The 23,601-nt window shown below is 66.3% G+C and carries 26 protein-coding genes and 3 pseudogenes; 13 read left to right on the plus strand and 16 right to left on the minus strand.

Annotated features, from left to right (window positions below):
* Nucleotides 1–45 precede the first annotated feature (45 nt).
* Nucleotides 46–306, minus strand: a complete 261-nt coding sequence (locus tag FND50_RS20810) for a hypothetical protein (protein WP_144286931.1) — start codon at nt 304–306, stop codon at nt 46–48.
* Nucleotides 307–1,258: 952 nt separating this feature from the next.
* Between FND50_RS20810 and FND50_RS20820 the strand changes: the two genes are divergently transcribed.
* Nucleotides 1,259–2,752 carry a wax ester/triacylglycerol synthase family O-acyltransferase gene (locus FND50_RS20820; RefSeq protein ID WP_144286933.1) on the plus strand — a complete coding sequence of 498 codons (1,494 nt, stop codon included), beginning with the start codon at nt 1,259–1,261 and terminating at the stop codon, nt 2,750–2,752.
* A 472-nt stretch (nt 2,753–3,224) separates the two neighbouring features.
* Nucleotides 3,225–3,587 carry a cupin domain-containing protein gene (locus tag FND50_RS20825; RefSeq protein WP_144286934.1) on the plus strand — a complete coding sequence of 121 codons (363 nt, stop codon included), beginning with the start codon at nt 3,225–3,227 and terminating at the stop codon, nt 3,585–3,587.
* 74 nt (nt 3,588–3,661) lie between these two features.
* Here the strand turns inward: FND50_RS20825 and FND50_RS20830 are convergent, their stop codons facing one another.
* Nucleotides 3,662–3,880 (minus strand): hypothetical protein, encoded by a 219-nt coding sequence (locus FND50_RS20830; protein WP_144286935.1) that lies wholly within the window; start codon nt 3,878–3,880, stop codon nt 3,662–3,664.
* A 56-nt stretch (nt 3,881–3,936) separates the two neighbouring features.
* Complete coding sequence (locus tag FND50_RS20835; RefSeq protein ID WP_144286936.1) at nt 3,937–4,215, minus strand: hypothetical protein; 279 nt, start codon at nt 4,213–4,215, stop codon at nt 3,937–3,939.
* A 223-nt stretch (nt 4,216–4,438) separates the two neighbouring features.
* On the opposite strand from FND50_RS20835, the gene FND50_RS20840 reads away from it, so the two are divergent.
* Nucleotides 4,439–4,882 (plus strand): DoxX family protein, encoded by a 444-nt coding sequence (locus FND50_RS20840; protein WP_144286937.1) that lies wholly within the window; start codon nt 4,439–4,441, stop codon nt 4,880–4,882.
* Between the two features lie 53 nt (nt 4,883–4,935).
* Here the strand turns inward: FND50_RS20840 and FND50_RS20845 are convergent, their stop codons facing one another.
* Together FND50_RS20845 and FND50_RS20850 are read right to left on the minus strand one after the other, a co-directional pair.
* Complete coding sequence (locus tag FND50_RS20845) at nt 4,936–6,228, minus strand: wax ester/triacylglycerol synthase domain-containing protein (RefSeq protein ID WP_144286938.1); 1,293 nt, start codon at nt 6,226–6,228, stop codon at nt 4,936–4,938.
* Between the two features lie 117 nt (nt 6,229–6,345).
* Nucleotides 6,346–7,992 carry an alpha/beta fold hydrolase gene (locus tag FND50_RS20850; protein ID WP_144286939.1) on the minus strand — a complete coding sequence of 549 codons (1,647 nt, stop codon included), beginning with the start codon at nt 7,990–7,992 and terminating at the stop codon, nt 6,346–6,348.
* A gap of 221 nt (nt 7,993–8,213) precedes the next feature.
* Here FND50_RS20850 and FND50_RS20855 point away from each other — a divergent pair, with 221 nt between their 5' ends.
* Nucleotides 8,214–8,573 (plus strand): thioesterase family protein, encoded by a 360-nt coding sequence (locus FND50_RS20855; protein ID WP_144286940.1) that lies wholly within the window; start codon nt 8,214–8,216, stop codon nt 8,571–8,573.
* A gap of 144 nt (nt 8,574–8,717) precedes the next feature.
* Here FND50_RS20855 and FND50_RS36205 read toward each other — a convergent pair whose 3' ends face one another.
* On the minus strand, nt 8,718–8,876 hold the full coding sequence (locus tag FND50_RS36205; RefSeq protein WP_186301101.1) for a hypothetical protein: 159 nt from the start codon (nt 8,874–8,876) through the stop codon (nt 8,718–8,720).
* 498 nt (nt 8,877–9,374) lie between these two features.
* Between FND50_RS36205 and FND50_RS20860 the strand changes: the two genes are divergently transcribed.
* Nucleotides 9,375–10,718 carry an NAD-dependent succinate-semialdehyde dehydrogenase gene (locus tag FND50_RS20860; protein WP_144286941.1) on the plus strand — a complete coding sequence of 448 codons (1,344 nt, stop codon included), beginning with the start codon at nt 9,375–9,377 and terminating at the stop codon, nt 10,716–10,718.
* A gap of 123 nt (nt 10,719–10,841) precedes the next feature.
* On the opposite strand, the gene FND50_RS20865 is transcribed toward FND50_RS20860, so the two are convergent.
* Complete coding sequence (locus FND50_RS20865) at nt 10,842–11,045, minus strand: cold-shock protein (RefSeq protein WP_005242781.1); 204 nt, start codon at nt 11,043–11,045, stop codon at nt 10,842–10,844.
* Nucleotides 11,046–11,577: 532 nt separating this feature from the next.
* Nucleotides 11,578–12,075: pseudogene (locus tag FND50_RS37830) on the minus strand (class I SAM-dependent methyltransferase); the annotation flags it as partial.
* A 484-nt stretch (nt 12,076–12,559) separates the two neighbouring features.
* On the opposite strand from FND50_RS37830, the gene FND50_RS20880 reads away from it, so the two are divergent.
* Nucleotides 12,560–12,820 carry a WhiB family transcriptional regulator gene (locus FND50_RS20880; RefSeq protein WP_269207245.1) on the plus strand — a complete coding sequence of 87 codons (261 nt, stop codon included), beginning with the start codon at nt 12,560–12,562 and terminating at the stop codon, nt 12,818–12,820.
* 179 nt (nt 12,821–12,999) lie between these two features.
* Here the strand turns inward: FND50_RS20880 and FND50_RS20885 are convergent, their stop codons facing one another.
* Complete coding sequence (locus FND50_RS20885; protein ID WP_144286944.1) at nt 13,000–13,197, minus strand: FCD domain-containing protein; 198 nt, start codon at nt 13,195–13,197, stop codon at nt 13,000–13,002.
* A 68-nt stretch (nt 13,198–13,265) separates the two neighbouring features.
* Between FND50_RS20885 and FND50_RS36940 the strand changes: the two are divergent.
* Nucleotides 13,266–13,625 (plus strand): annotated as a pseudogene (locus FND50_RS36940) (amidohydrolase family protein); the annotation flags it as partial.
* Between the two features lie 175 nt (nt 13,626–13,800).
* Here the strand turns inward: FND50_RS36940 and FND50_RS20895 are convergent.
* Together FND50_RS20895 and FND50_RS20900 are read right to left on the minus strand one after the other, a co-directional pair.
* Nucleotides 13,801–14,469 carry a zf-HC2 domain-containing protein gene (locus FND50_RS20895; RefSeq protein WP_144286945.1) on the minus strand — a complete coding sequence of 223 codons (669 nt, stop codon included), beginning with the start codon at nt 14,467–14,469 and terminating at the stop codon, nt 13,801–13,803.
* On the minus strand, nt 14,456–15,013 hold the full coding sequence (locus tag FND50_RS20900) for a sigma-70 family RNA polymerase sigma factor (RefSeq protein WP_169695577.1): 558 nt from the start codon (nt 15,011–15,013) through the stop codon (nt 14,456–14,458). The genes FND50_RS20895 and FND50_RS20900 overlap by 14 nt, the downstream gene beginning before the upstream one ends.
* 209 nt (nt 15,014–15,222) lie before the next feature.
* Between FND50_RS20900 and FND50_RS20905 the strand changes: the two genes are divergently transcribed.
* From FND50_RS20905 to FND50_RS20915, 3 genes are read left to right on the plus strand one after another with little or no spacing between them, the layout of a single operon-like run.
* On the plus strand, nt 15,223–15,681 hold the full coding sequence (locus tag FND50_RS20905; RefSeq protein ID WP_144286946.1) for a hypothetical protein: 459 nt from the start codon (nt 15,223–15,225) through the stop codon (nt 15,679–15,681).
* Entirely contained in the window at nt 15,674–16,780 is a 1,107-nt protein-coding gene (locus FND50_RS20910) for a catalase family peroxidase (RefSeq protein WP_144286947.1), read from the plus strand. The genes FND50_RS20905 and FND50_RS20910 overlap by 8 nt, the downstream gene beginning before the upstream one ends.
* Nucleotides 16,770–17,399, plus strand: a complete 630-nt coding sequence (locus FND50_RS20915; RefSeq protein ID WP_144286948.1) for a cytochrome b — start codon at nt 16,770–16,772, stop codon at nt 17,397–17,399. The genes FND50_RS20910 and FND50_RS20915 overlap by 11 nt, the downstream gene beginning before the upstream one ends.
* Before the next feature lie 268 nt (nt 17,400–17,667).
* On the opposite strand, the gene FND50_RS20920 is transcribed toward FND50_RS20915, so the two are convergent.
* Nucleotides 17,668–18,552, minus strand: a complete 885-nt coding sequence (locus FND50_RS20920) for a class I SAM-dependent methyltransferase (protein ID WP_144286949.1) — start codon at nt 18,550–18,552, stop codon at nt 17,668–17,670.
* Nucleotides 18,553–18,892: 340 nt separating this feature from the next.
* Between FND50_RS20920 and FND50_RS36210 the strand changes: the two genes are divergently transcribed.
* Nucleotides 18,893–19,042 (plus strand): hypothetical protein, encoded by a 150-nt coding sequence (locus tag FND50_RS36210; RefSeq protein WP_164709532.1) that lies wholly within the window; start codon nt 18,893–18,895, stop codon nt 19,040–19,042.
* A gap of 705 nt (nt 19,043–19,747) precedes the next feature.
* Here the strand turns inward: FND50_RS36210 and FND50_RS20925 are convergent.
* A complete protein-coding gene (locus tag FND50_RS20925) occupies nt 19,748–19,945 on the minus strand; it encodes a hypothetical protein (protein WP_144286950.1) in 198 nt (65 codons plus the stop codon).
* Nucleotides 19,946–20,886: 941 nt separating this feature from the next.
* On the opposite strand from FND50_RS20925, the gene FND50_RS36215 reads away from it, so the two are divergent.
* Nucleotides 20,887–21,066: a hypothetical protein gene (locus FND50_RS36215; RefSeq protein ID WP_186301105.1), complete on the plus strand. Its 180-nt coding sequence runs from the start codon at nt 20,887–20,889 to the stop codon at nt 21,064–21,066.
* Between the two features lie 280 nt (nt 21,067–21,346).
* On the opposite strand, the gene FND50_RS36495 is transcribed toward FND50_RS36215, so the two are convergent.
* Both FND50_RS36495 and FND50_RS20935 read right to left on the minus strand, forming a co-directional pair.
* On the minus strand, nt 21,347–21,814 hold the full coding sequence (locus tag FND50_RS36495; protein WP_222105614.1) for a DUF6325 family protein: 468 nt from the start codon (nt 21,812–21,814) through the stop codon (nt 21,347–21,349).
* 102 nt (nt 21,815–21,916) lie between these two features.
* Nucleotides 21,917–22,707 (minus strand): annotated as a pseudogene (locus FND50_RS20935) (sulfatase-like hydrolase/transferase).
* Between the two features lie 210 nt (nt 22,708–22,917).
* On the opposite strand from FND50_RS20935, the gene FND50_RS36945 reads away from it, so the two are divergent.
* Nucleotides 22,918–23,049 carry a hypothetical protein gene (locus FND50_RS36945; protein ID WP_260850575.1) on the plus strand — a complete coding sequence of 44 codons (132 nt, stop codon included), beginning with the start codon at nt 22,918–22,920 and terminating at the stop codon, nt 23,047–23,049.
* Nucleotides 23,050–23,195: 146 nt separating this feature from the next.
* Here FND50_RS36945 and FND50_RS20940 read toward each other — a convergent pair whose 3' ends face one another.
* Nucleotides 23,196–23,579, minus strand: coding sequence for a hypothetical protein (locus tag FND50_RS20940; RefSeq protein WP_144286952.1), 384 nt, complete (start codon nt 23,577–23,579; stop codon nt 23,196–23,198).
* Nucleotides 23,580–23,601: the final 22 nt, after the last annotated feature.

The following is a 23,601-nucleotide window of genomic DNA, read 5'->3' on the forward strand; positions in this document are numbered from 1 at the left end:
GCAGCTCCTCGCCGGTGCCTCCTCGGCCGGTGACACACTGCTCCCTCAGATCATCGCGGTGACCTGATCGACGGAACAGCGGAAACGACCGTCAAGGGCACCCTGGCACCCGCCGACCGGCACACCCCGATGCTTGTCGGCCGGCTGCAGCGAGAGCATCGGTGCGGGGAGGCTGTTCGCCGGCCGAGGTGATGGCCCGTGCCGCGCAGCGTTCGCGCGGTGCAAAATTCCTCGAAGGTCGTCGAGGCCGATCGTCCGCAGCCGCTGCCGATCGGTTCTACGGGCCAGCAGGTCGCGGTCGGTCATGGTAGCGACCGCCTGTCCGCAGCCAGGCCAGGTCCTCGTCGCTCAGCTTGACGATGTCGCTGCGGAGGTCATCTCGTCGATTCGGGCGATAGCGGTGTCCAGGCGAGAACCAGGCCGAGCCGAACACGACAAGCGGCGAAGAATCCACTGCCTAAGGTGCCCGGTCGGACGGAACACTCCGTGATTCGAAGCGGGGAGCCCCCGCCGTGGTCACGCACACCCGGTAAGGGGCTTTCACGTCGACCGCCGAGAGACGCATGTGCACCGGCATCTCTTGTTCGGCGGCAACCACGATGCGGCGTCGGAATCGGACTTCTGCGAATTATTGGGGGTCCGTCGACGGCCCACAGGCTGCACGGGTCGCTGGCCGGCCAGGTTGCGGCGCAGCTCGGCCCCCAGCTTGCTGGGCACCGTTCTGCCCTGCGGCTGACAGGACGTTACGCCGCCGATTGAACAGGACCTCGCGAGTCGGAACCCGAGAGTTGCAGGAAACGCCGATACGTGTGCCACGACCATTCGCCGCCCGTAGTTTTCTGTCCCGATCGAGACTTGGCGTTCTGCGGCAACCGAATCTGGCGTACTGATGGCACCCACTGGATTTCGTGGCATTCGAAGGGTGCGAGAGACGGCCACGGCACCTTCCGAACCCATGTTGCGCTTCACCGACCGGCCTTCGACGAGAAGGCGCGCCTGCCGTCCCCGCCGACGATCGTCAACGCCCCGACCGGCGGATATCCGCACGAACCCTCGCTGCTGCCCGCGTACGGCCGTTCCGGCGGCCGCAAATCGAAACTCGGTGTGCGCCAATTCGAAGTGGTTCGATCGACGCTCATTGAGGATTCGGTGAACGAATTGTTTGGGACACCACGGGGACGCGTCGCGGCGTAGCGTTGTGGTGACGCCTTGTGGGCTCGCCCAGCAGGTTGGCTCACCCAATCCAGGTAAAAACCCTATGCACCAGCTCAGTTCACTCGATGCGCAGTTCCTCGACGCCGAGACATCCACCACCTCCACCCATGTCGGGGTACTGAGTGTCCTCGGCCCCACCGCGCCAGGTGGCGGGCTCACGGTGCAGGACCTCCGGACACTCGCTGAGGGTCGATTACACCTGGTGGGGCCACTGCGGTGGCGGCTACAGGAGGTACCCCTCGGGCTCGACCGGCCCTACTGGGTGGACTCAGAGTTCCTCGACCTCGGCTATCACATCCGGGAAGTCGCTCTGGCCGGTCCCGGCACCGACGAACAGCTCGCCGAGCAGATTTCCGTTCTCTCGGCACGTCCACTGAACCGCAACCGGCCTCTGTGGGAGTGCTATCTGGTGAACGGGCTCACCGGTGGCCGGCAGGCGATCTACACCAAGGTGCACCCCGCGGTGATCGACGGTCTGACCGCGGCGCAGGCCCTCGTGGTGCTGATGGACACCACCCCGCGACCCCGCACGGAGCCGCACCGGCTCAGCGACGAGCAGTACCAGGCGGCCGGCGCCCTGGGGATGCTCGGCAACAGCGCCTGGCATCTCGCACTGTTGCCCGCACGGCTGATGTGGTCCTCGCTCCGGCTCGCACCGCACCTGCCCGAGCTCGCCCGCACCCTCACCGTCCCCGGCGCGGACCTGCTGGGCACACTCGCCCGCCGGCTGACCCCGCGCGCATGGCGGTGGTCGGCTGACGAGCCGACGGACGAGGCATTGACACCGCCCGACACCCCATTCACCGGCCCCGCCACCGCGCACCGACGCTTCGCGTTCACCTCTTTGCCGCTCGGCGAGGTCGAGGCGGTCAGGACCGCGATGGGGTTCACCGTCGACGACGTGGTGACGGCGCTGTGCACCACCGTGCTGCGTCGCTGGCTCATCGACCACGATGCCCTGCCCGACACGGCCATGGCCGCCGCCATGCCGATCGCGGGGCGCACCGACGCACAGTTCGCGACCGCCGGCCATCGGCTCTCCCTCCTGCCCATCGCCCTTCCGATCAACGAATCCGACCCGGCCCGCCGGCTGCAAAAGGTGCACACCTCGCTCACGGCGGCACCCCAACGTTTCCGCGCGGCACCCGCCACGCTCGTCCGCGACTTCGGCGCCGCGCTGCCGCGGGCGCTGCGCGGTCTGCTCTCGCGCACACCGCTGCGGACGCTGACCATGCCCACGCCAGCGGTCAACCTGATCATCTCCCACGCCGCCGGCCCTGCTCGGCCGCTGTATGCCGCGGGCATCGCAGTAACCGGGAACTTTCCCGTCTCTGCCGTCAGCGACGCCGCAGGCGGCATCACCATCGCCGCCATGTCCTACGGCCGGCACCTCGACATCGGCATCATCGCCTGCCGAAACCTCGTCCTCGATGTGTGGGACGTGACCGGGCAGCTACACCAGGCCCTCTCCGAACTGACCGCGTGTACCCGCAACGTCCGATACCTGCGCCCCTGCCGGCCCCCGGAGTCGAGGTAACCGCTCTCGACATCGGCACCACCATTTACCGACCCGAATCCGTAGACAGTCACAGCTCTATCCGGACGTCTATCCGGACGCGATACTGCGTGGAGGCAGTCCTGTGTGGCGGATCCGGCCATCGCCGCGAGGACATGGAACTGAGCGATCGACTCGCAGTATAGGAATCCCCGCAGACCCCGAAAGTCCTCATCGTGCGGGAAGAAGGCGTCGTCGATGGTCATTCCGCCGCGAGGATCGACCTGCATCTCGGCCATCCATCTCGACTGAGGATCTGTCGGCCTCAGTGCGGAGTTGTTCGCCAGAGCGCCGCTGTCCCCACCCACGGGCCGCCGCTCGATATTGCGGCAAACCAGGGTGCCAGCCCAGAATCGAAGAGCCAGGAATTCGCTTCAGCCCGCGGTTCCCTATTTGCCGGTCGAAGGTCCGTCGCATCTGTGGGTGCCGCCACAACGACGTGGGAGGACAACCGATGTCCGGTCTCATCCGCAAGAGTCTCGATTCACCCGAGGAAACCCGCCCCTTCGAGGACGACATGGGCAGGCTCGAGCTCGTCAATGTCACTTCCGGCGCGGTGGGGAGGGCGACCTTCCAGCCCGGCTGGCAGTGGTCCAAGCACGTCAAACCGATCGCCAAGACAGACAGCTGCCAAGCGGCTCACATGGGTTACGTCATCTCGGGTCGTATGAAGATCGTCATGGACGACGGGGAGGACATGGAGTTCGGCCCCGGTGATCTCATGATCTGCCCGCCCGGACACGACGCCTGGATTCTCGGCGACGAGCCCTGCGTGGTCATCGACTGGACCGGCGTCGCCGACTACGCCAAGCGGTAGACCCTCCGCTGCCGCAACCTGCATACCGCGAACCTGCGCCGGAACGAATGACAACGCAGAAGTAGACCCGTCAATCAGCTCTGCTCCGGCTTCTGTGTCCCGGCGAACTCGTACGCGGCGAGCGGCCCGAGCAGGCGCATCTCGATCCGGCCGTCCCAGTCCCGGGCGAGTTCACCCACGGTCTGCTCGAGTTCATCTGCCGGTCGGGACCGCGACTTGCACGGCCCCCTCCTCGTGCGTGGGTTCACGCACATCGAGGGTGTGAGCGAGCTCGTGAGGACTTCGACCACCATCCGGGTGTCCTCGTCTCACTTGGCGGCGATCTCGTTTCTCAAGAGTTCCCCGAGCGCTATGCGAGCGTCGCGGTCGGCATCCTCCGCTTGTCGCGGATCTCGTCGCGCAGTCTCGCCGCCTGCTCGTTCGCAGATCGCCTTCTCGACGTAGCGGCCCCTGACGACGTACCGGGCCTTAGCCCCTCCAGTTGTTGCAACGCGGCGGCGAATTCGTTCGCGGGCGCCGACAGTAACTCGTCCTTCGCCGAGTCCGCGTCGCTGACCACCGCCTGCGTCGCGAGGTAGTCGACACAGGTGGCTGACCGGCGCAATGAATCGGTATCGCGCAATGGCATTGACTCGCCCACCGCACTCGTTCGCCGCGGGCCCGAAGTCTCAGGCCGCTACGTCACCGGCGTTTACCGACTCGAGGTCGTGCCCGATGCAAACCTGATTCCCCTTTCGCTCACGACCTCGCCGCGATGAGTTTTCCCGTCGCCTCTGGTCTGTACTGGTGTGAGTAGACACGAAGCGTGCAGACGCGGTGTGCAGCTTCATGAACAACAAGGAGAAAGTCTCATGACATCGACACCACCCTCCACGGGAACCTCCAACGCGGTACCGGCGCCGACAGGCGAAACCACGAAGAAGGCCAGAGTTGCCGGACTTGTCGTCAGCGCCCTCGTGGTGTTGTTTCTCCTGTTCGACTCGCTCATCCACATCGCGAACACCCAAATGGTGCGCGAGGCGATGGCCGAGCTGGGCTTTGCCGAGAACCTCAACCGTGTCATCGGGGTCGTTCTGCTGGTGTGCCTGATTCTGTACCTCGTGCCCGCCACGTCCATCCTGGGCGCGGTGCTGCTGACCGGATACCTCGGTGGAGCGGTCGCGACCAACATGCTCACCGAGCAGCCCATCATCAGCACCACCCTGTTCCCGATCTATGTCGGCATCTTCGTGTGGGGCGGTTTGTTCCTGCGGGACGCGCGGGTTCGATCGATCGTGCCTGTCCGACGCGCCTGAACCACCCACCCCCGCCCGGCATCGAATGCCATTGACACCGAGCGGGATCGACGTCATGTGATCGCGGCGTCAAGCAACTCGGCGTATGAATCTTCCATCGCCACCGCCAGCCGGGCAACGTCGGGCAGCGCCTCGGGGTCTGTGCAGAGCCCGATACCGATGATCCCGGCGCAGGAGATCGCCGAGATCCGCAGCGCGTGGTGAGCGGCGGGCTCGGAGGAGGAGAACAGCCGCTCGACCCGGCGTCCGGAAACGCTGACCGGCGCGGGCGGGCCGGGAACGTTAGAGATCGAAAGGCTGAACTCGCGCGCGCTGCCGGCGAGTCGCTTTGCGGCTTCCTCGACGCGCTTCACGCGTCCGAGTGCGTGGAAGAGATCGAACAGCTCTTCGGCGTCGTCGAGGCGCTTGCGCTTGCTGGTCTCGGCGTTGATCCGGTCGAGTCGGGTCAGCGGATCCGCCTCGGCGAGCGGCAGATCGACGTTCAGGAAGGAATCACGGTTTCCGAGTTCACCCGCTCCCTCATCCCGGTGGTGCAGGCTGACCGGAACTTGAGCACGAAGCCGCGGCAGGGCCGTCGCTCCGGCGCTGAGCCAGCTGCGCAGGCCGCCGGCGACGATCGCGAGGAGTACGTCGTTGACGGTTGCGCGGGTGGGGCGTGAGGCGCCGATTGCCTTCAGCTCCGGGAGCGGGGCGACGGTGAAGGCGAGCTCGCGGGCGGCACTGATCGGGCGGTCGAAGGGCGAGTGCGATCCGCGATGGCCGAGCTCACGACGCACAGCCGCGGGCATCCGCAGCGCCTCGTCGACCCGCGAACGCTGCGACGAAGCGGCGCGAAGGCCCGGTCGCGGTTCTCGCGGGGGCGGTTCGAGGTGCTGATCCCAGAGCACGTCGTCCAGGAAGCGAACCGCGCTGATCCCGTCGGCCATCGCGTGATGGATCCGGACCGCGATCGCTTCGCGCCCGTCGCCGAGTGGCCCGATCAGATCGAACGTCCACAGGGGACGCTCGTGGTCGAGGTGCTCGGACATCAGCCTGCTGACGGCCCGCCACAGATCGTCGCGCGAGGCACACCCGGGCTCTTCCCGGCGCCGGACGTGGTCACTGATCTCGAACGCGGTCGCGTCGACCCAGCGCGGCTCCGGCCCCGATGTGTCGATCCGTTGCGTCGCCCGCGGCTGGCTCGAAAGCCGCTCCGACACCGCAGTTCGCAGAGCCTCGACGTCGAGCGGGGAGGTGGCCGGCTCGATAACGACCAGCTTGAGCGTGTGGCCGGCTATCACCGCCGATTCGAGCCCCAGGATATGTGCGTCGTCGGCGGACAGCCGATCGGGGTCCTCGCGGCTCACCTCGGCAAGTCTATTCGGGTCTGCACCTTTTCGAACCAGGAACGCCCGTCTCGCAGCTCAGCACGACTCAGGGTGTTGCTTGCCTATATCTCTTCGTCCGCGGCCCGTCCCCGGACTTCACAGCGGTGCGGTGATCGGCGCCTCGTGGGCGTGCGTGACGGTGGTGCGCCCGGTCTCGAGGTACTCGGTGAGGGCCTGGTCGACGACGGCGTTGCCACCCTGGATCCCCGCACCGTGATCTCCTCCCTCGACGGTGACGAGGTGCGCCGCCATGTCGTGGGCGAGCTGAACTCCGCCCTGATAGGGGGTCTGCGGGTCGCGCATTCCCTGCAGGACGAGCGGGGCCGTCGCCAGTCCCCGATTGCTCAACGTCGGCGGCGCGGCAACGGGCGGCGCACCGGCACATTCGGGCCCGGCGCTGTAGCTGTACCCGATGAGGTCGAAGAGATCTCCCGTGACGAAGGTGGAGAAGAGCCAACCCGGAATGCGGTCCGGCCGAGCGGCGACATTGTTCTCGTTGCACAGGACCAGTGACTGCATCACCTGGGCCTGGGCGATCCGCTCGTACTCTTGCTCCGTCAGGTCGTCCATCGCGGTCCCGTCGGGAATCGCGTCTCGCCCGTCCCGGATCACCCGGGCCATGAGCGGCCAGCTGTTGCGGGCGGGAAGCACCTGCCGCGTCATCACGTAGATGCTGGACGACATCTGGGTGTGCGACGGGTCGGCGAGGCTGCGGATGAAGGCCTCGAACTGAACGCGTGCCGGTCCGGTGAGATCGACCCCACCGCGGTAGGCATCGGCAACGGCTTCCAGGCCCGGCGGTACGTCACCGATCTGGGCGGGCGGCGGCGCGGGCGTCGGGTTACCGCCGGCTTCCTCGACGATCCGGTCCGACCACCGCTGATACACCTTCAATGGCGTGTCACCGAGCCCATACGTGTCGTCGTGGGCGGCGATCCAGTCCATGAGGTCGTAGAAGCGATCCTTGTAGCCGTCGTTCTGCTGCCACAACACGTCGTTCCACAGCCACTTCTGGTCCACCGCGGAATCGAGGACCATGCGACCAGTGTGCTGAGGGAACAGCGTCGCGTAGGTGGATCCGAGGATCGTGCCGTACGAGAGGCCGTAGATGTCGATGACGTCCTCGCCGAGTGCGAGCCTGACCTGCTCCCAGTCCTTCGCGGTGTTCTCGGTCGTCAGGTGCGCCGTGGTGCCCGGCGCAGCGGACTCGCATGCCGTACGCGTCGCGGCACCGCCGAAGCCGAGGCTCATCGCCGTCGTTTGTTCAGGGGCCAGCACGCACTCGACGGCGCCGGCGTAGGGAAGCCCGCGCGGTTGGACACCGACCACGTCCCATTGTGCGCGGACCGCGTCGGGCAGGATCTCGACGAACATGCTGTTCGAGCCGATCGCGTCTCCGCCGGGCCCACCGGGATTGGTGAACAGCACGCCGCGCCGCGAGCCGGGATCCTCGGCGCGGTGGCGGGTGACGAGAACGTCGATCGTGCCGGCGGCGGGGTCCGCGTAGTTGCGGGGAACAGTGACCGACGCGCACTGATCGGATGCCGGATCCAGCTCGTATTCGCCCGGGCAGGGCCCCCAGCGCAGATCGGCACCCGGTGCCGGCTGCGCGGCGGCGGGCGGTACCGTCCCCAGGGCGATCGTGGCGGTGAGGCCGACGACGAGGGCGACACATCGAGTGCGCCGTGAGGACCTCGCGCCCGCGCGCCGCCTCGAGTCCAAGTGCCCATCGATCCCCGGCATACGTCGCGATCCCCCTCGTAAGTCCCGTGTCGTGACGATAGTGGCGACGCACGCTATCGCTCAGCAGCCAGTGTCTCAGACGCACCATCGCGACGATCGGCAACCCGGAATCGCAAGATGTCGCCACGGAATGTCCGGGTGCACACGCCTTTGCGTCTCTACGTCATCGTGCAGCAACCCGCATCTCTCCCGCCAAGCCGCGCCTGGCGTACGGTATTGGCGTGCGCTACGAGGTAGTCGAGTCCGATACCGCGACCGCGTTGGGCAGCGGTGACGTTCCCGTGCTGTCGACCCCACGGCTGATTGCCTGGATGGAGGCGGCCACCGTCGCCTGCGCTGCATCGTTCATCGGTGCGGGTCAGACGACCGTCGGGACCGCTGTCCGAATCGAGCACCGCGGCCCGACACCGGTCGGTGCCAGCATCGAGATCGCCGCCGAGCCGCCAGCCGCCGCTGTCGGCCACCGCCTCACCTTCACCGTGCGGGCGACCGACAGCTCGGGGAAGGTTGTCGCGTCGGGCGAGATCGACCGGGCGATCGTCGACCGGGACCGGTTCCTCGAGGCGGCGTCACGGGCCTGAACACTGATCGCCAGTCACGACCAGCCCGATCCCCTAGCCCTGGTGGCGGGCACCGTTGCGTTCCTGCGACCACTACGGCGCATCGACGAAGTCGTTACCCCACTCGACCGGAGGGGTCACAGCCTTCGCGGCCGAGCACGCCGTTCACTCGTCGCTGAAGAGTGAACGATGGATCTCGGCGGATGTTTGCGTGGGTGGATCGTCGGTGCGCGGCGCGTCGGTGCCGGGCTCCTGGGTCCTGTGGGTCAGTGTTCGCTGCGCAGAGAAGAGCGGGAGTTCGGTTTTGTCATGATCGATGGTCATTCTGTTCCTTGATTCAGGTGTTTGTGGGCGCGGCCGGTTGGGGTGATGGCGACCGGGTAGATCATTGTCGATATGTGGCGAGGTCCGCATGATGTCGTAGGCGGCTCTTTCGGCTCGCCATCAGGCGTGGTGTCAGCATCGAATCCGAGACGGCGTGCCCACCCCTGGAGATGGTCGCGCGGTGCGGATCTGCGCGGCGCCTCGGCGTGCCTGTAGCCATTGGCATCAATGGACGCTCCTTGCATCGGCCGCGAACCGGCCGGCATTCTTTCGAATCGGGATGGCCTGAGCCGATTCGCTCGACGCGGCAACCATTCCGGTGTACCAAGCCTATACCCCGATACAATCCGACCGCTGAACAGTGAACGATCTCACTGCGCGGCCGCCGCGAACAAGCGACCTGTGCTGAGGCGGCGCCACCCCCACCTCGAGGTCCACCCCCGGGCACCCATCGCAAGCGATACTGGAATGCCCGACCCCTTCCGAGGAGACGTGAACATGAGCCTGTACGCAGTTGTGGACCCCGCCACCGGAAGAACGGGGCGCGAATATCCGACCGCGACCGACGAGCAGATGCAGGCGGCGTTGTCCGCGGCGGAGAAGGCGCACCGTGAGTGGTCGCGCGGCTCGACGGTGGTTGAGCGCGCCGGACTGCTCAGCAAGGTCGCCGAGTTACACACCGAACGCCGCGACGAGCTGGCCAAGATCATCCAGCGGGAGATGGGCAAGCCGCTGGACCAGTCGTTGGGGGAAGTCGACTTCAGCGCCGCGATCTACCAGTACTACGCCGACAACGCCGCGAAGTTCCTGGCCGACGAGCCGATCGACCTGGTCGAGGGTGCGGGTACCGCGTTGATTCGCCGCAACTCGATCGGTGTGCTGATCGGCATCATGCCGTGGAATTACCCCTACTACCAGGTCGCCCGGTTCGCGGGTCCGAATCTGGCACTGGGCAACACTATCGTGCTCAAACACGCACCCCAGTGCCCGGAATCGGCGGCGGCACTTCACCAGATCTTCACCGACGCCGGATATCCGGAGGGCGCCTACGTCAATGTCTACGCCACCAACGAGCAGATCGCCGACGCGATCGCCGACCCGCGGGTCCAGGGTGTGTCATTGACCGGGTCCGAGCGTGCGGGCGCAGCAGTCGCCGAGATCGCCGGCCGCAACCTCAAGAAGGTGGTACTGGAACTCGGCGGTTCCGATCCGTTCATCGTGCTCAGTTCCGATGACCTCGACGCCACCGTAAAAGCGGCAGTAGAAGGTCGTTTCGAGAACACCGGGCAGGCGTGCAACGCCGCGAAGCGATTCATCATCGCCGAGGACCTCTACGACGACTTCGTCGGCAGATTCACCGCGGAGGTGCTCGCCACCGCAGACGAACTCGCGCCGCTGTCGTCGGTCGCCGCCGCCGACCGACTGTCCGAGCAGGTGCAGCAGGCGATCGCCGAGGGCGCCACGCTGGTGTCGGAGGGCGAACGGAAGGGCGCCTTCTTCCCACCGGCCGTGCTGACGAATGTGTCACGGGATTCACGCACCTACCGGGAGGAACTGTTCGGGCCGGTAGCGACTGTGTACAAGGTGCGTTCCGAGGACGAGGCCGTCGAGCTGGCGAACGACACCCCGTTCGGTCTCGGCTCGTATGTCTTCACCACCGACCCTGATCAGGCCTACCGCGTCGCCGACTCTCTGGAGGCCGGCATGGTGTTCGTCAATGCCGTTGGCGCCGAGGGAGTTGAGCTGCCGTTCGGCGGCGTGAAGCGCTCCGGTTTCGGTCGTGAACTCGGCAAATACGGAATCGACGAATTCGTGAACAAGAAGCTCATCCGCGTCAGCTGAACCATCGACTCCGGAATTCAGCGCCCTCGGCGTGCAGTTCGATATCGGGGCCTTGACCGGATGCCCATCCGGCGACAGAAGCGGGGACCGCACCCATCGGATGCGGTCCCCACGTGGCACTGGTCAGACAGAGCGCACGTTCGTGGCCTGCGGGCCCTTCTGCCCCTGGCCGACCTCGAACTCCACGCGCTGGTTCTCATCGAGCGACTTGAAACCGCTGCCCGAGATTTCCGAGTAATGCACGAAAACGTCCGGAGTTCCGTCGTCGGGTGCGATGAAACCGAAGCCCTTCTCACCGTTGAACCACTTCACAATGCCCTGTGCCATGCCGATACTCCCTCGATCTCGATCCGGACCCTCACATCGAGGTTCCGATCTCGATGACTTGATCCTGCCATCTCGATGGCGACACGAAGACCGCGCACCGGATTTGCATGCATCGGCGATGACTTTGTGGTGGCGTACCGATGGTGCCGTTGTGCCGTCAGCTCAAGCTTTTGCGTCCCACGAGATGGAAGACGCGGCTGAGTTGGCGGTAGGGGTCTCGTCGGCTGGCCTCGAGTTCGACTGCTGCCGCCGCCTCCACCTGCTGTGAATCGCTCGGGTCCCACCCCGCTCCACTGAAATCGAGCCAGTCGACGAACATCCACACCCCGTACCATCGCACTGGCTCCACGCCGCGGCTCTGCACGACTTCGCTCAGTTCCTCCACCGTATGGGCACGAGTCGGCACTCCCAGCACCCCGATCTCGCCCCTCGCGTCAAACGATGCCAGAGCGTCATCCCACCGTTGTTCCAAGGCCGGTCGCACTGCCATCGCATTGGCGTTGCCCGTCATGATCGAGACGACACCACCGGCGGCAGCGCACCTGCACAGCTGGTCGACCAACGGCTCCGGATGCTCCAGGTACCCGAGCACGCCATGACACAACACGGCGGCAAAGCGTTGACCATTCACCGCCTCATCGGCGTTCTCGCCGTCGGCCTCCACGAGCGTCACCCGTCGCTGGACCTCTCCAGGCAGCCGCTGGAGTCGCTGTCGGGCCTTGTCCAGCATCGCCGACGACGGGTCGAGCAACGTCACGTCGTAACCGGCTTGGGCCAGCGGGAACGATTGATGGCCCGCGCCTCCGCCGACATCGAGCACAGGGGCTGGAGGGGCCGGCAAATGCTCCAGCAGCTGCTGGTGCAGCACATAGGTTCGCACCCGCCCCTTCACCGAGGCATACGCCTCGTCGGCAAACTGATCGGCCAAACCGGCCCAGGTGTCATCGTCGCCCACCACCCCAACATAGTGCTGCGAAGTCCTCGACGATCGGCAGGACTTCAGCGGGGAGTCTTTCCAGAGAATCTGCACGATCCAAACGATTCCCAGCGCAAGTAGCGCTCCCCCGGCTCATTCCCGCAGCAACGGCAGCAGCTGGTTGCCCTGACGCTCGATCTCCGGCAGATACGGGGTGTCCGAGAGTACGAAGCTTGGCATACACCGCCGCGGAGATACTTCCGGTTACCCGGTTCAACCGGACGAGGGGTGTGTTGCCGCTGGCGTCGGTGATCGAGTCGTAGACTCCGAGGCTCGCAGCGTCGACCGGGGGGATCGAAGATGGTCATGCGTCTGCCTTTCGAGGCCGCCCGGGTGTCGCCCGGTCAGCATCGCAAGAGCAGTCGATGAACAACAGGATTCGCCTCACGCCGATCAGATCTTCAGTGGTTCACCACGAACGGCGCAGCGTTCACCCCGAAATCCTGGAGATTCGAATTGTTCTCGTGTGTTGCCGAATGGGCTGTAATTCGGGGCGACCGAGAGCGAAGGGGGTAGTCGAAAGATGTCGACATCGGTTATGACTCTGCATCCTCACGACACCGAGTTGTGGCAGTGGCGATTGGCTGCGCGTTGCCATGAAGCGGACGCGGAGATCTTCTTCCCGGCGGACGCCGAACGAAGAAACGCTCGCTCCGAGCGCGAAGATCTCGCCAAGGAGTTCTGCCGCGGCTGCGCGGTGGTGGAGGAATGCCTCGAGTATGCCCTCAACACCGGCCAACAGCACGGCGTCTGGGGTGCGACGACACCGGGCGAACGGCTCGCACGATTGGGCCGGTGAGCGAACGCCCGCGCCGGGCATTCTCACACGAGCGGCTCGGCTCGACCGTCCTGCCGGATCCGTCAGCCGAGTTATATTCGCGGCAAGTAGATTTCGTGGTCCTGATCGGCTAGACAGGTGCGTTCGAATCTCGCACTCGTAGGAGAGACCGTGGTTGCCCGCGTGCTACGCGGGACGCCTCAGGTCGTCTCGGTCTCGGGGGCCAGGGAGCGGAGGGCTTCAACCCGGGTACCCACGAGGTGTCGGCGGGCCAGTTCTTCCGCTCCGTCGGCGTCCCGAGCTCGGAGCGCCTGGTACAGCTGCTCGTGCTCGAGATGGCCGCCGACAGCGGCTTGGTCGACGTGATCGGAGGGATCGACCCGGCCGGATTCGACCACACCCCCGGTAGATCAGGAGGAGGCCCCGCCAACTCGACACGGTCTTCGGGATCGCCGAAAGACACGGATTGCCGATCGACATTCACCTCCACGACACCGGCGAGACGGGTACCGCGACTCTCACCGACATCGCCGAGCGAACCAGAGCCGCCGGCTTACACGGCCGGGTCACGGTCAGCCACGCCTTCGCCGTAGCTGAGTTGTCCTGCCAAGACCTGGATTCGGCAGCAGACGTGGTGGCGGAGGCGGACATCGCACTGACGACGGCCGCGCTGTCGGCAACAACGGTCTTGCCCTTCCGGCGCCTGGCGCAGCGAGGTGTCCGGGTCGGGCTCGGGTCGGATGGCGTTCGCAACAACTGGAGCCCATTCGGTAACGCGGACATGCTCCACCGCGCATGGCTGCTCGGCGGTGCTGCCGTCATGGGGCTACCGCGGGTCGACCTGCAACCGGGTTCACCCGCCGACTTCATGTTGTGGGACGGAGAATGCGTGCCGGCAGATCGTCGTCGACATCCCCTGTCGGGACACGGTGGTGCGGGCCGGACGGGTCGTCGCCCGCGACGGCCGGCTCCTCTACGTCGTCCACGAGGATTGGTGTCGGTCAGGACCGCAGGGGCGCTTGCAGCAGGGTCCGGTCGTCGCCCGGGGCGCTCACCCCGAGCATCGTCGCATCCGACATCGGCAGCCCCACCGCCAACTGCATCGACATCGTCTTGTCGCCGCCGGCGATGAAACTGCCGGCATTCATGCGACTTCCGTCGGAGCGTTGGAGCCAGACGTTGTAGGTGCGGCCCTGCGGGAGTCCTGCGACGTCGAGGCTGATTCCGGTTCCCCACGCCCGGTTCTCCACCCGCGCGGAGGCGTCCACCCCTGCGGCGAGCACCGTGAATGCCACCGGCTGCCCGGGCGGGGCAGTCGAGGTGCCCCCGCGCAGGAAGAACCCGCCGGTCACCAGGCCGACGGCGATCACGACGGCCGCGGCGGCGACTACGATCCGGTGGTACCGCTTCCGTCCGCGTTCGCGGTCTACGGCCCCGAAGATCGCGTCGGGCAGCGTCGACGACGGCCGGGGCGCAGGTTCGGTGAGCCGGTCCGCGTCCGCCGCAGACAGGGCGGCCGCGACCGGTGTCAGCAGACGCAACTCGGTGCGGCAGTCCGGGCAGCCGTCGAGGTGGGCGCGAAGCGTGATCGTCTCGCGGTCGTCGAGGCGACCGAGCGCGTACATCCCCAACATGGTGCGCATCTGCTGGCAGCGGTCAGTGGTCACCATGCCACCCCATTTCTTCGAGTACGAGCCGGAGAGCTTTCAGCGCGTAGTACACACGACTGCGGACGGTGCCCACGGGAATGCCGAGCTGTGCGGCCACCTCGGCGGCGGGCCGGTCACGCAGATGAATCTCGACCAGGACGCAACGGTGCTGATCGGACAGCCGCCGCAGCGCCTCCTCCATCTCGAGCCCCACCAGCAGTTGTTCGAGGGGACGCTCGGGTGCGGGCAGCTCGGGTGGTGCAGCGTCGGCCAGCTCGGGTCGGGCGGCACGAGCCCGGATCGCGTCGATCACCACGTTGCGGCAGATCGCATACAGCCAGGTCCGGAGCGTAGCGCGTCGCGGGTCGAACCGGTCCGCGCGCCGCCACGCCCGAAGAAACGTCTCCTGTACCGCCTCCTCCGCGCGACCCCGGTCTCCGAGGGAGCGGTAGGCGAGGGCGAACAGTTCCCTCCCGTGTTCGTCGTAGGCGGCCCGCAACACCGTTTCGTCATCCAAACCGCCCTCGGACTGGTCCCCGCGTGTGCGCACGATACGAAGCCGCACCACTCACCTCCCGAAACACCGGATACGGCGTCGGCTCACCCGACACCCACCGAGGAGTACGGGCGCGGGCGGCGCGGCGTTCATCTCGAATTCTGCCACTCCCGTGCGCGGTGGCGGCTCCGGCAGGTGAACGCGGATCGCCGACCATCCGTACTCCCCAGCGCCGAACGATCCGGCACACGGGAACGAACGAATGGAGACCTCCGCAGATGCTGAAGAAATCGATCCTTGCGGCGGCCGGCACCGGCACCGCGATCGCGCTGATGTCGGCGTGCGGCACCGTCACTGACGACGCCCAGACTCAGCCGTCGGCGACCCCGGCTGCCGCCGGGCAGGTGGAGCTCGGCACCCGGGACGCCGCCCTCGGCACGGTGCTCACCGACGGAGACGGTTTGACGCTCTACCGATTCGATGGGGACACCCCCGGCTCCATCCGGTGCACCGGCCCCTGCGCCGAGATCTGGCCGCCCTCACTCGGAGCACCCCGGCCCGACGCCACCCTCGCCGCCCGCACGGGTGCCACGACGCGGCCGGACGGAACCGTCCAAATCACCTACGACGGCCACCCGCTCTACCGGTTCGCGAAAGACACCGCCCCCGGGCAGACGCGCGGCGACGGCATCAAGGGAACCTGGCACGTGGTGACGGTCGACTCCGCCCATGGATGACGCCACCGCACCCCCAGTTGGGGCGCCACGCCCGGCGGTCAGTCGGCGCAGTGCGCTGCTCGGCCTGGCCGCGGTCGGCGCGATCGCGGCAGTGGACGTCGGCGGGTTCGTCTGTGCGGCGGGAACTCTGGACACCGACGCTTTGACCGCGGCACGGCTGACCGACCGGTTCGAGGAGGTCGCCGGGCACCACGACGGGTTCCGGCGCAATCACGCCAAAGGAGTCGGCGCGACTGGATATTTCACCGCCACCGGCGCCGGGTCCGCGGTCTCCACGGCCAGCGTTTTCCGGGTCGGCCGGATCCCGGTGACCGGCCGGTTCTCACTTTCGGGCGGGAATCCGTCCACTCCGGACACCGACGCCACGGTCCGCGGGCTGGGGTTGGCGTTCGACCTCCCCGATGGCGAGCAGTGGCGCACCGCGATGGTCAACACCCCGGTGTTCCCCGACCGGACACCAGACGGCTTCTACGAGCGGTTGCTCGCATCGAAAACGGACCCGGCCACCGGCAAGCCCGATCCGGATCGCATGGCGGCGTTTCTCTCCCGCCATCCCGAGACCGCGGCGGCGATGAACCTCATCCGACAGCATCCACCGACCTCCGGGTTCGACGACAGCACCTTCTACGGTCTCAACGCCTTCCATTGCACCAACGACACCGGAGTCACCGTTGCGGTGCGATGGGCACTGGCCCCTGAGCAACCGGCCCGCTCCCCCGGCCTGCCGCCGCTGCCGGGGCGCGATTACCTCTTCGACACACTCACCGCGGCAGCCTCGCGTGGGCCGTTGCGGTGGCGGATGTTGCTCACGATCGGTCAACCCGGCGATCGGACCGACGACGCCACCCGGCCGTGGCCGCCGACCCGACAGGTCCTCGACGTCGGCACCGTGACCATCGATGCGGTCCAGACCGAAGCGCCGCACACCGCGCGGGACCTCAACTTCGACCCGCTCATCCTCCCAACGGGCATTGCGCCCTCGGACGATCCCCTGCTCAGCGCCCGGTCCGCGGTCTACACCGAATCGTTCACCCGCCGGTCCGGGGAGCCCACAACACCGGCCCTCGTCGATGTGGATGGGGTGCGCGTTGACCGCTGACCCGACCGACCGCCCGCTCCGGTTCGCGCCGACCGTCCGGTTGCTGCATTGGGCGATGGCGGTCATGGTGATCGCACAACTGCTCGTCGGCGCCGTCATGGTGACGACCCTCGACCACTACCATCTGCTGCGCTCGGTGCACGTCCCGTTGGGCGCCGCGATCCTCGCCCTGGTGATCGTCCGAATCGGCAATCGTCTGGTGTGCCGCACGCCCCCACCACCCGCCACCATGAGACCGGTCGAGCGCCGGGTCGCAACCGCGTCGGAGTACCTGCTCTATGCGCTGCTTGTGATTCAGCCACTCACCGGGTGGGCCATGCTCTCGGCCGGCGGCTACCCGATCATCCTCTACCAGCATCTGCACTTGCCCACGCTGCTTGCACCCGATCCCGGCGTCTACGCGTTGTTGAGACAAGCTCACACCTCGTTCGCCTACCTGCTGTTCTTCACCTTCACCGCACACATGTCCGCCGTCCTCTTTCATGTGCTGGTCCTGAACGACAGGCTCCTCGACCGGATGGCACCGTGGCGCACTCGCCGAAAGTCCTCGCCTACCGCGTCCCGACCGGCACGTGCGAGGATCGTCGATGATATTGGATCAGAGCAGGATCGAGAATAGTAATGCCCGCAGCATCGAGGCCGAGACCGGCGTGCGACTCGTGCCGGCAGCGCAATGGAGCACCAGTTTGGCAAGTCGATGAGCGGGAACATGCCCCAGACAGGGGTTCGGCCGGGAATGCTCTCACATTCTCGGCCGGATCTCTGCTTCTCGAGTGTTTCACCGTTGCCGATTACTCTCTCGATCCGCAACTACCAATGTACGCGCGGATGGCGGTCCACCGCAATGCCTCGCCTCTGCGGTTCATCGCTGCGAGCTGGGCAGTGGGCTACTTGACCGCCGTCAGGTATGACGATCGCTTCGAGAGATCGACAAGTTCTTCGGGGAGGTCCCGAACCGGCCGCCCGTAGGCAGCCGCCAGTTCGATCGAATTGGACCGCCGCACCGACCAGCCGTGCCCGGTCAACCACTGCACCGGATCGGCCCGCTCGTCACCGTAGAACAGCTCGGAGATGTCGATGTCGCCGAACGGATTATTGGCGAAATACTTCGCTCTGATGGCATCGAAGCGTTGCAGGTCGGTTCCCGCCGCGAAGTTGTCCACGGCAAGCTGGCTGCCGGGGCTGGACAGTTGGTCGATCCGCTCGAACAGCGCGTCGTGCGCCGCCCCCGGGAGGTACGCCAGCAGTCCCTCCACCGACCAGGCGGTCGGCTTACCAGGGTCGAAGCCTGCAGCGTGAAGCGCGGCAGGCCAGTCGTCTCGCAGATCGACGGCCACCGGGCGACGATCTGCCTTCGCTCTGGCCCCATGATCGGCGAGGACCTCCTCTTTGAATTCCAGCACCTGCGGTTGGTCGACCTCGAAGACCGTCGTGCCGGTCGGCCAGTCCAAGCGATACGCCCGTGCGTCCAACCCGGCAGCGAGGATCACCGCCTGCGACACGCCCGCGCTCGTAGCCGTCGAGAAGAACTCGTCGAAGAATCTGGTCCGACTACCCATGAAACCCGAGACCGGCATGTCCCCGAGTGACGACGGGTCGGCCAACAGCCCGGTGAAATGCGGTTCACCCGCCGCTTCGACGAACCACCGCGCGAAGTCGTCCTGGATCAACGCGTCGGGGCGAACTGTCTCCAACGCCCGGAAGGTCGCCACCCCCAACGCGGTCAGGCCCACGCTACTGACGATGTCCCAACTGTCTCCATCAGTTCGCATCGCTGAAGCACCCTCCCGAACTCGTCGCAGAACCGGAGCCGACGATCGAGCAGGGCAGAGCGGCGACGAGGCCAGAGAAGTTCGGCGAGGCCTCACCGAAATCCGGGCCCAGCGTGATCGACCGAACCCGCGCAATTCTACGCTCGGGGCCATCGCAATCAGCCGGAGCCGATTCGCCGACCTGCACCCGCTTTGTCCCACACTCGGACAAGACCGACGCGACCAGGCCGAGTGGCACTGGACCGAACATGTGGTGTACAACATAGTCGGCCACGATGTGAACCAGATCACAACCGTGACCGTGAGGCACACATATCGGTAACCGACGAAAGCAGGACACATGGCGACAACCTCGATTGCCCCGACGACTCCCACCGGACGGCAGACGCCCCGGCACAGCGGCACGATGAGCACCGCGGAGATCAAGTCGAGGATCGAGGCCATGTTCGCCGACGACCGCAGGCCCACCCGCCCCGCGGTCACGAACTGACGAAATCCTCCGACGAGGGAATCGGATGGAACACCGCGTGACGTGTCCGTCCGCTCCCCCGCCGCGCGTGGCACTCGAAAACGTTGCAGCACAAGCAGAGACGCTCCGCATATCGGGATGACGACCGGCAGGTTACGGATGAACGATCTCCAACAGTGCGCCGACAGTCTCGCGGATCAGTTGAACCGCTCGATCGAAATCGACGACTGTGGTCTCGAGCCGCTCACGTTGACCGAGCAGCATGGTGATCTCGACGAGCTGCGACGATCCGGAATGCAATCCGACTGCTGCTGAGGTCCGGACCCGGCGCCTTATGAAGCCCAGTCCGCAGGACAGGGGAAGAAACGAGAGTTTTCGAGCACTTCGGCATCGATCTCATCGAATCCATCAGGTGAGTTCACACGCCCGAAGGCGCATCGCCAGGACCGGGACGAGACTCTGTCCCCCGGGCAGGACCTGCCGTCGCCGCCCGCGGACGCCAGAGTTTTGACGGGCTCGGCGACGCTGGAGGGACGGCTGTCGGAATGGTGCAGCCTTCATGGGTGCATCCTCACTTTCCCACGAATTTCGGCACACGATTCTCGGCTCGGGCGAGCTGTCTCTCAGCGAAGTCCGCGCTGGTCCCGCACTGATCGAACTCGGCATCGAGCCGGTCGTCCCAGCTGTCGGGTTCGGTCAGCGCCTACACCGCACGCTTGGAATACCTCAGCGAGAGCGGTGCAAAGCAGGCGATCGCTCGGCGATCTCGTCGGCGTCCCGTGCCAGCCAGGTCAGCTCCCGCACCGATCCATCCCCGAGCAAGAGCAGATCCGCCCATCGGCATTGCGGCCCGCGGACGCACACCAACGCCAACCCGGAATCCGACAACGCCTGCCGCAGCTGCTCACCCACCGGCGACCCCATGTCCCCCATTCAACCGCACCACACCGCACTTACCCGAGGAACAGACCGGCCCGTCCGACCTCGAACACCCGCACCCACCACTGGGCGCTGTGCACCACACGCCGACGATCTCTCTGCGTCCGGGCGGGTGGAGTTCGGGAGGATCGGTACCAGGCGAGTCGATCGGTGCGCCGCCGAATCGGCTCTGCCAGAACCAACGCCCGCACTCGAATGCGCGATACTAAGCGCCCCTGGAACGGGAATGCCACCGGGGGCTGGGGTTCGTTCTGGTCAGGGTGCCCCGGTCGAGGGAACGCTGTCGAGACGCGCCTTCGATGCTCGTCCGGCGGTGAACTCCCGCGCTAGGAGAGAAGGACAACTTCGGCCTGATCCTCTGATCCCCAACGCCCACAGCCGATCGTGTCTCGTCCTCGTGACGCACCGTGGTCCGGGTATCTCCGCGTCGGCGCCAGGCTGTCCGAGGGCTCTCATCGTCGGGCTTGCCCGGGATCAGGACTGTGAATGGGCAGGGACGGAAACGGGATGCCGCTAGCGTTGTTTCGCACCCACTGGCGCTGTTGATGACCTTGCGCTCTACAACAGTCGCTCCTGCACATGGGACGCTCGAAGCTACCGGGACCGGCGTCGCGCGCGGATCCACGACCCGATGTCACCCGCCATTTCGGTCGAAAGTTGACGCATACAAGAGCGCCAGATCATCTCCACGGCAGACCGACTTCCTCGGTACCCATCCGGGAATCGTTCAGCACGTGCGAAAGCAAGAGCCGTATCGAGGCGATGTTCGCCGATCGGGAGGAGCCGGAGAACCAGCAGGACCGATCACGCTGATCGGGCTCGATGCGGTTACCCGCACAGGACCGGTGAACACCTGTTCTCGATGGGTGCCGATCCGCCCGTTGCGCACTGTGTTTCATTCATCAACCACACCAAGGACCCTGAAAATGTCTACTCGAATTGCCGCCGCGCTCTCCGCGGTTGCCGTCACCCTGCCCCTCGGCGCCCTCACCGCGCCCGCAGCTTCGGCCGCACCGGCAGTACCCGCCGCGACTCCCGCCGCCGGGTCGGTGACGATCTGCTTCGGTGTACCGCTGGGATCGGCCAGCCTCAATTGGTGCTTCTGACAAAGCCATACTGCGTGTGAAAGATGTTGCACGCCGCGGCTGCGACGCCGGGATCCTGACCTTCCCGGAGTTGAACTCATTCGCTGTGAGCACATCCGGTGCCCTGAGTTTTCAGCGCCGCCGGTTCCTGCGGTCGTCCCGCCGATCGTCTCGCCGATCGGTGCGGCGTCGGACTCCGTGTGCCACCACCGCCGCCGTGGGGACCGTGGTGGCGGCACGCGCGACCGGGGCGGGTCCGATCACCGCTGCTCGGCGCAAACGTCTGGCTGCTAAAGGCATGTCAGGCACCAACTTCCTCGTCTGTTTCGATTGCGGCCAGCAGGGCCTGCACCGGGATGCGTCCACTTGCCACGAGTTGTCCACCGGCGCGGCGTGTGGCCGACACGAACGGTGCGGCCCACGTGTTCTCCCATACCAGCACGGCCGCCGTACTTCCGGGGTCGATCGCCGCAGCGACCGCGTCGACATCGTCCTCGCTGAGGAGCATCGCCAACTCGGTCTCGTAGGATCGCAACTCGCCGATCTCACTGTCGTCGAGGTCGGAGACCTCATACGCTTCGAGTGACCCGTCCATGTCCTTTTTCAGAAGTAGAAGATCCAGGACACGGACTATTCCGCGTTTGACGAGGTCACCGAGTGCGGGTGCGATTTCCCCGTTGAACTTGCTGCCGGGGAACTCCACCACGATCCAGTCGACTGGGCCGAGCTCGTCAATTTCTTCGGTCTCCCACGGGCGGGTGTAGTCCATCAGAGGGAACGGCTTTCCTTCAGGGCCGCTGCGTGTTTCTGGGCCGCCGATCGGATTGAGCGCGGGCAATTCGGTGCCGAGCGGTATCAGACCCATCTCCCTCTAACGGGCCAGGATCTCCGCGCGAATCGCCTCGTACCCCGCGTCGAACCTGCCCCGATACCGGTCGGTCCACTCCTTCGGCGCCTGGTGCGGTGCGTGCGCACATCCGGGGGCGTCGTAGAGGAACACCGGCCGGTCCGGGGCGATTGCCTTGACATCGCCGAAGTACTCGAGCGCCCGGTCAGCGATGTCGACACCGACGTGGTAACCGTCCTCCGGGGTGGCCGGTTGCTCGACCGGGTGATTGTCGTGCACCAGGTCCGGATACCACTGGCTGGTCTCGGCCCCGAGGAATCCGTAGAAGCGCCCGAAACCCCGGCCGACAGGCCAGTTCCGGTTCGTGGAGGCCAGGTTCATCTCGTCCTCGGCGCACAGATGCCACTTGCCGACCATCGTGGTGGAGAATCCCTGCTCGACCAGGATCTCGGCGAGCGTCGTGCATTCCGGGGGAATGTGCCCGTTTGCGCCCGGGAACCCGACCGCCGCCTCACTGATGCGCGCCATCCCGTTGGTGCTGTGGTTACGTCCCTCAGCAGGCAGGATCGCGTCGGGGAGCACAGGGCGGTGGTGTGCCACTGCCCGTAGCGCAGCCCGTTGGCGGCGATCCGGTCGATGTTCGGGGTGTCGATCGGCCCGCGATAACACCCCAGCGCACCGAAACCCACGTCGTCGAGCACGATGTCCAGCACGTTCGGCGAACCCGGAGCAGCTTTCGGCTGCTCGTACGGACACCAATCCGGAACCGAATCCCGAATGTCGACGTTGACGATTCCGCGGAACGGTACAGCCATGATTTGGCTCCTTGATCGGGTTGGCCCTCCTTCTCACCACAGCACTCCAGCCCCGACGATGGCTAGGGCGGAGCGGCAGTGCAGTTTCATCCCGGAACGGGCGACCTGAGAGGACCATTGCAGCCAGCTATCCGACGACGCCCATGACTTGGGCGTCGTCTTATCGTTGGTCGCCTGCCAGCCGGGCAGGGTCATTCGTCGTCCGGTGACGTGCTCGATGTCGAGGACGAGGTAACCATCGGAGGGCTGGATCGTCCACGGGGAGGAGCCTTGCTCGCCATCGTGTTGACCGGCCTCGCCCTGCGCATCCTGTCCCAGCCCGACGAGTCCTGGGCGCGGTGACAACCGCTGCCGGATGCACCGCGGCGTCGGCGGACTGCTTCCCCGACGGACGCGGCGCCGCCCGCCGGAGTGGCCCCCAGACATCGGTGAACCGGCGGAGTGGCGGAGTTACGCATCCTCGCGGCCCGGACGCCTCGCGGACGTGCCTATCCGAGGCGATCCATGCAGCCGGGACGCCACAACGCCACGACGATGAGGGCGACGTCAATCGCGACGCCCCACAGGAGCCGACGATCCCAGAAGAGCACCAGGGCGATGAGTGACGCGACGGCGGACCCGATCGTCAGCCCTGGCCAGATCGATGCCAAACCCGGTACTCCCCATGCGGCGAGGGCGAGCAGCGCGAACCCCGCGACGGTTAGCGCGACGAGAGCAATCGCGACCGGTTTCCGGGTCGCTTCCGGGATCAGCCATGACCGGTCGAGCCGAATCGGCAACGCCGGATAGTCGTTGGGTGCGAACCACATCAGGTGGACCAGGCCGTGCGCAACGAGGAGCACGCCGAGGAAGAGTCGTACAAGAAGCTCCACCGGTCGCCTCCTCTCGCGCTCC

It is taken from the genome of Rhodococcus sp. WB9 (assembly GCF_007558985.1).
In the GTDB taxonomy this organism is placed as follows: domain Bacteria; phylum Actinomycetota; class Actinomycetes; order Mycobacteriales; family Mycobacteriaceae; genus Rhodococcus_F; species Rhodococcus_F opacus.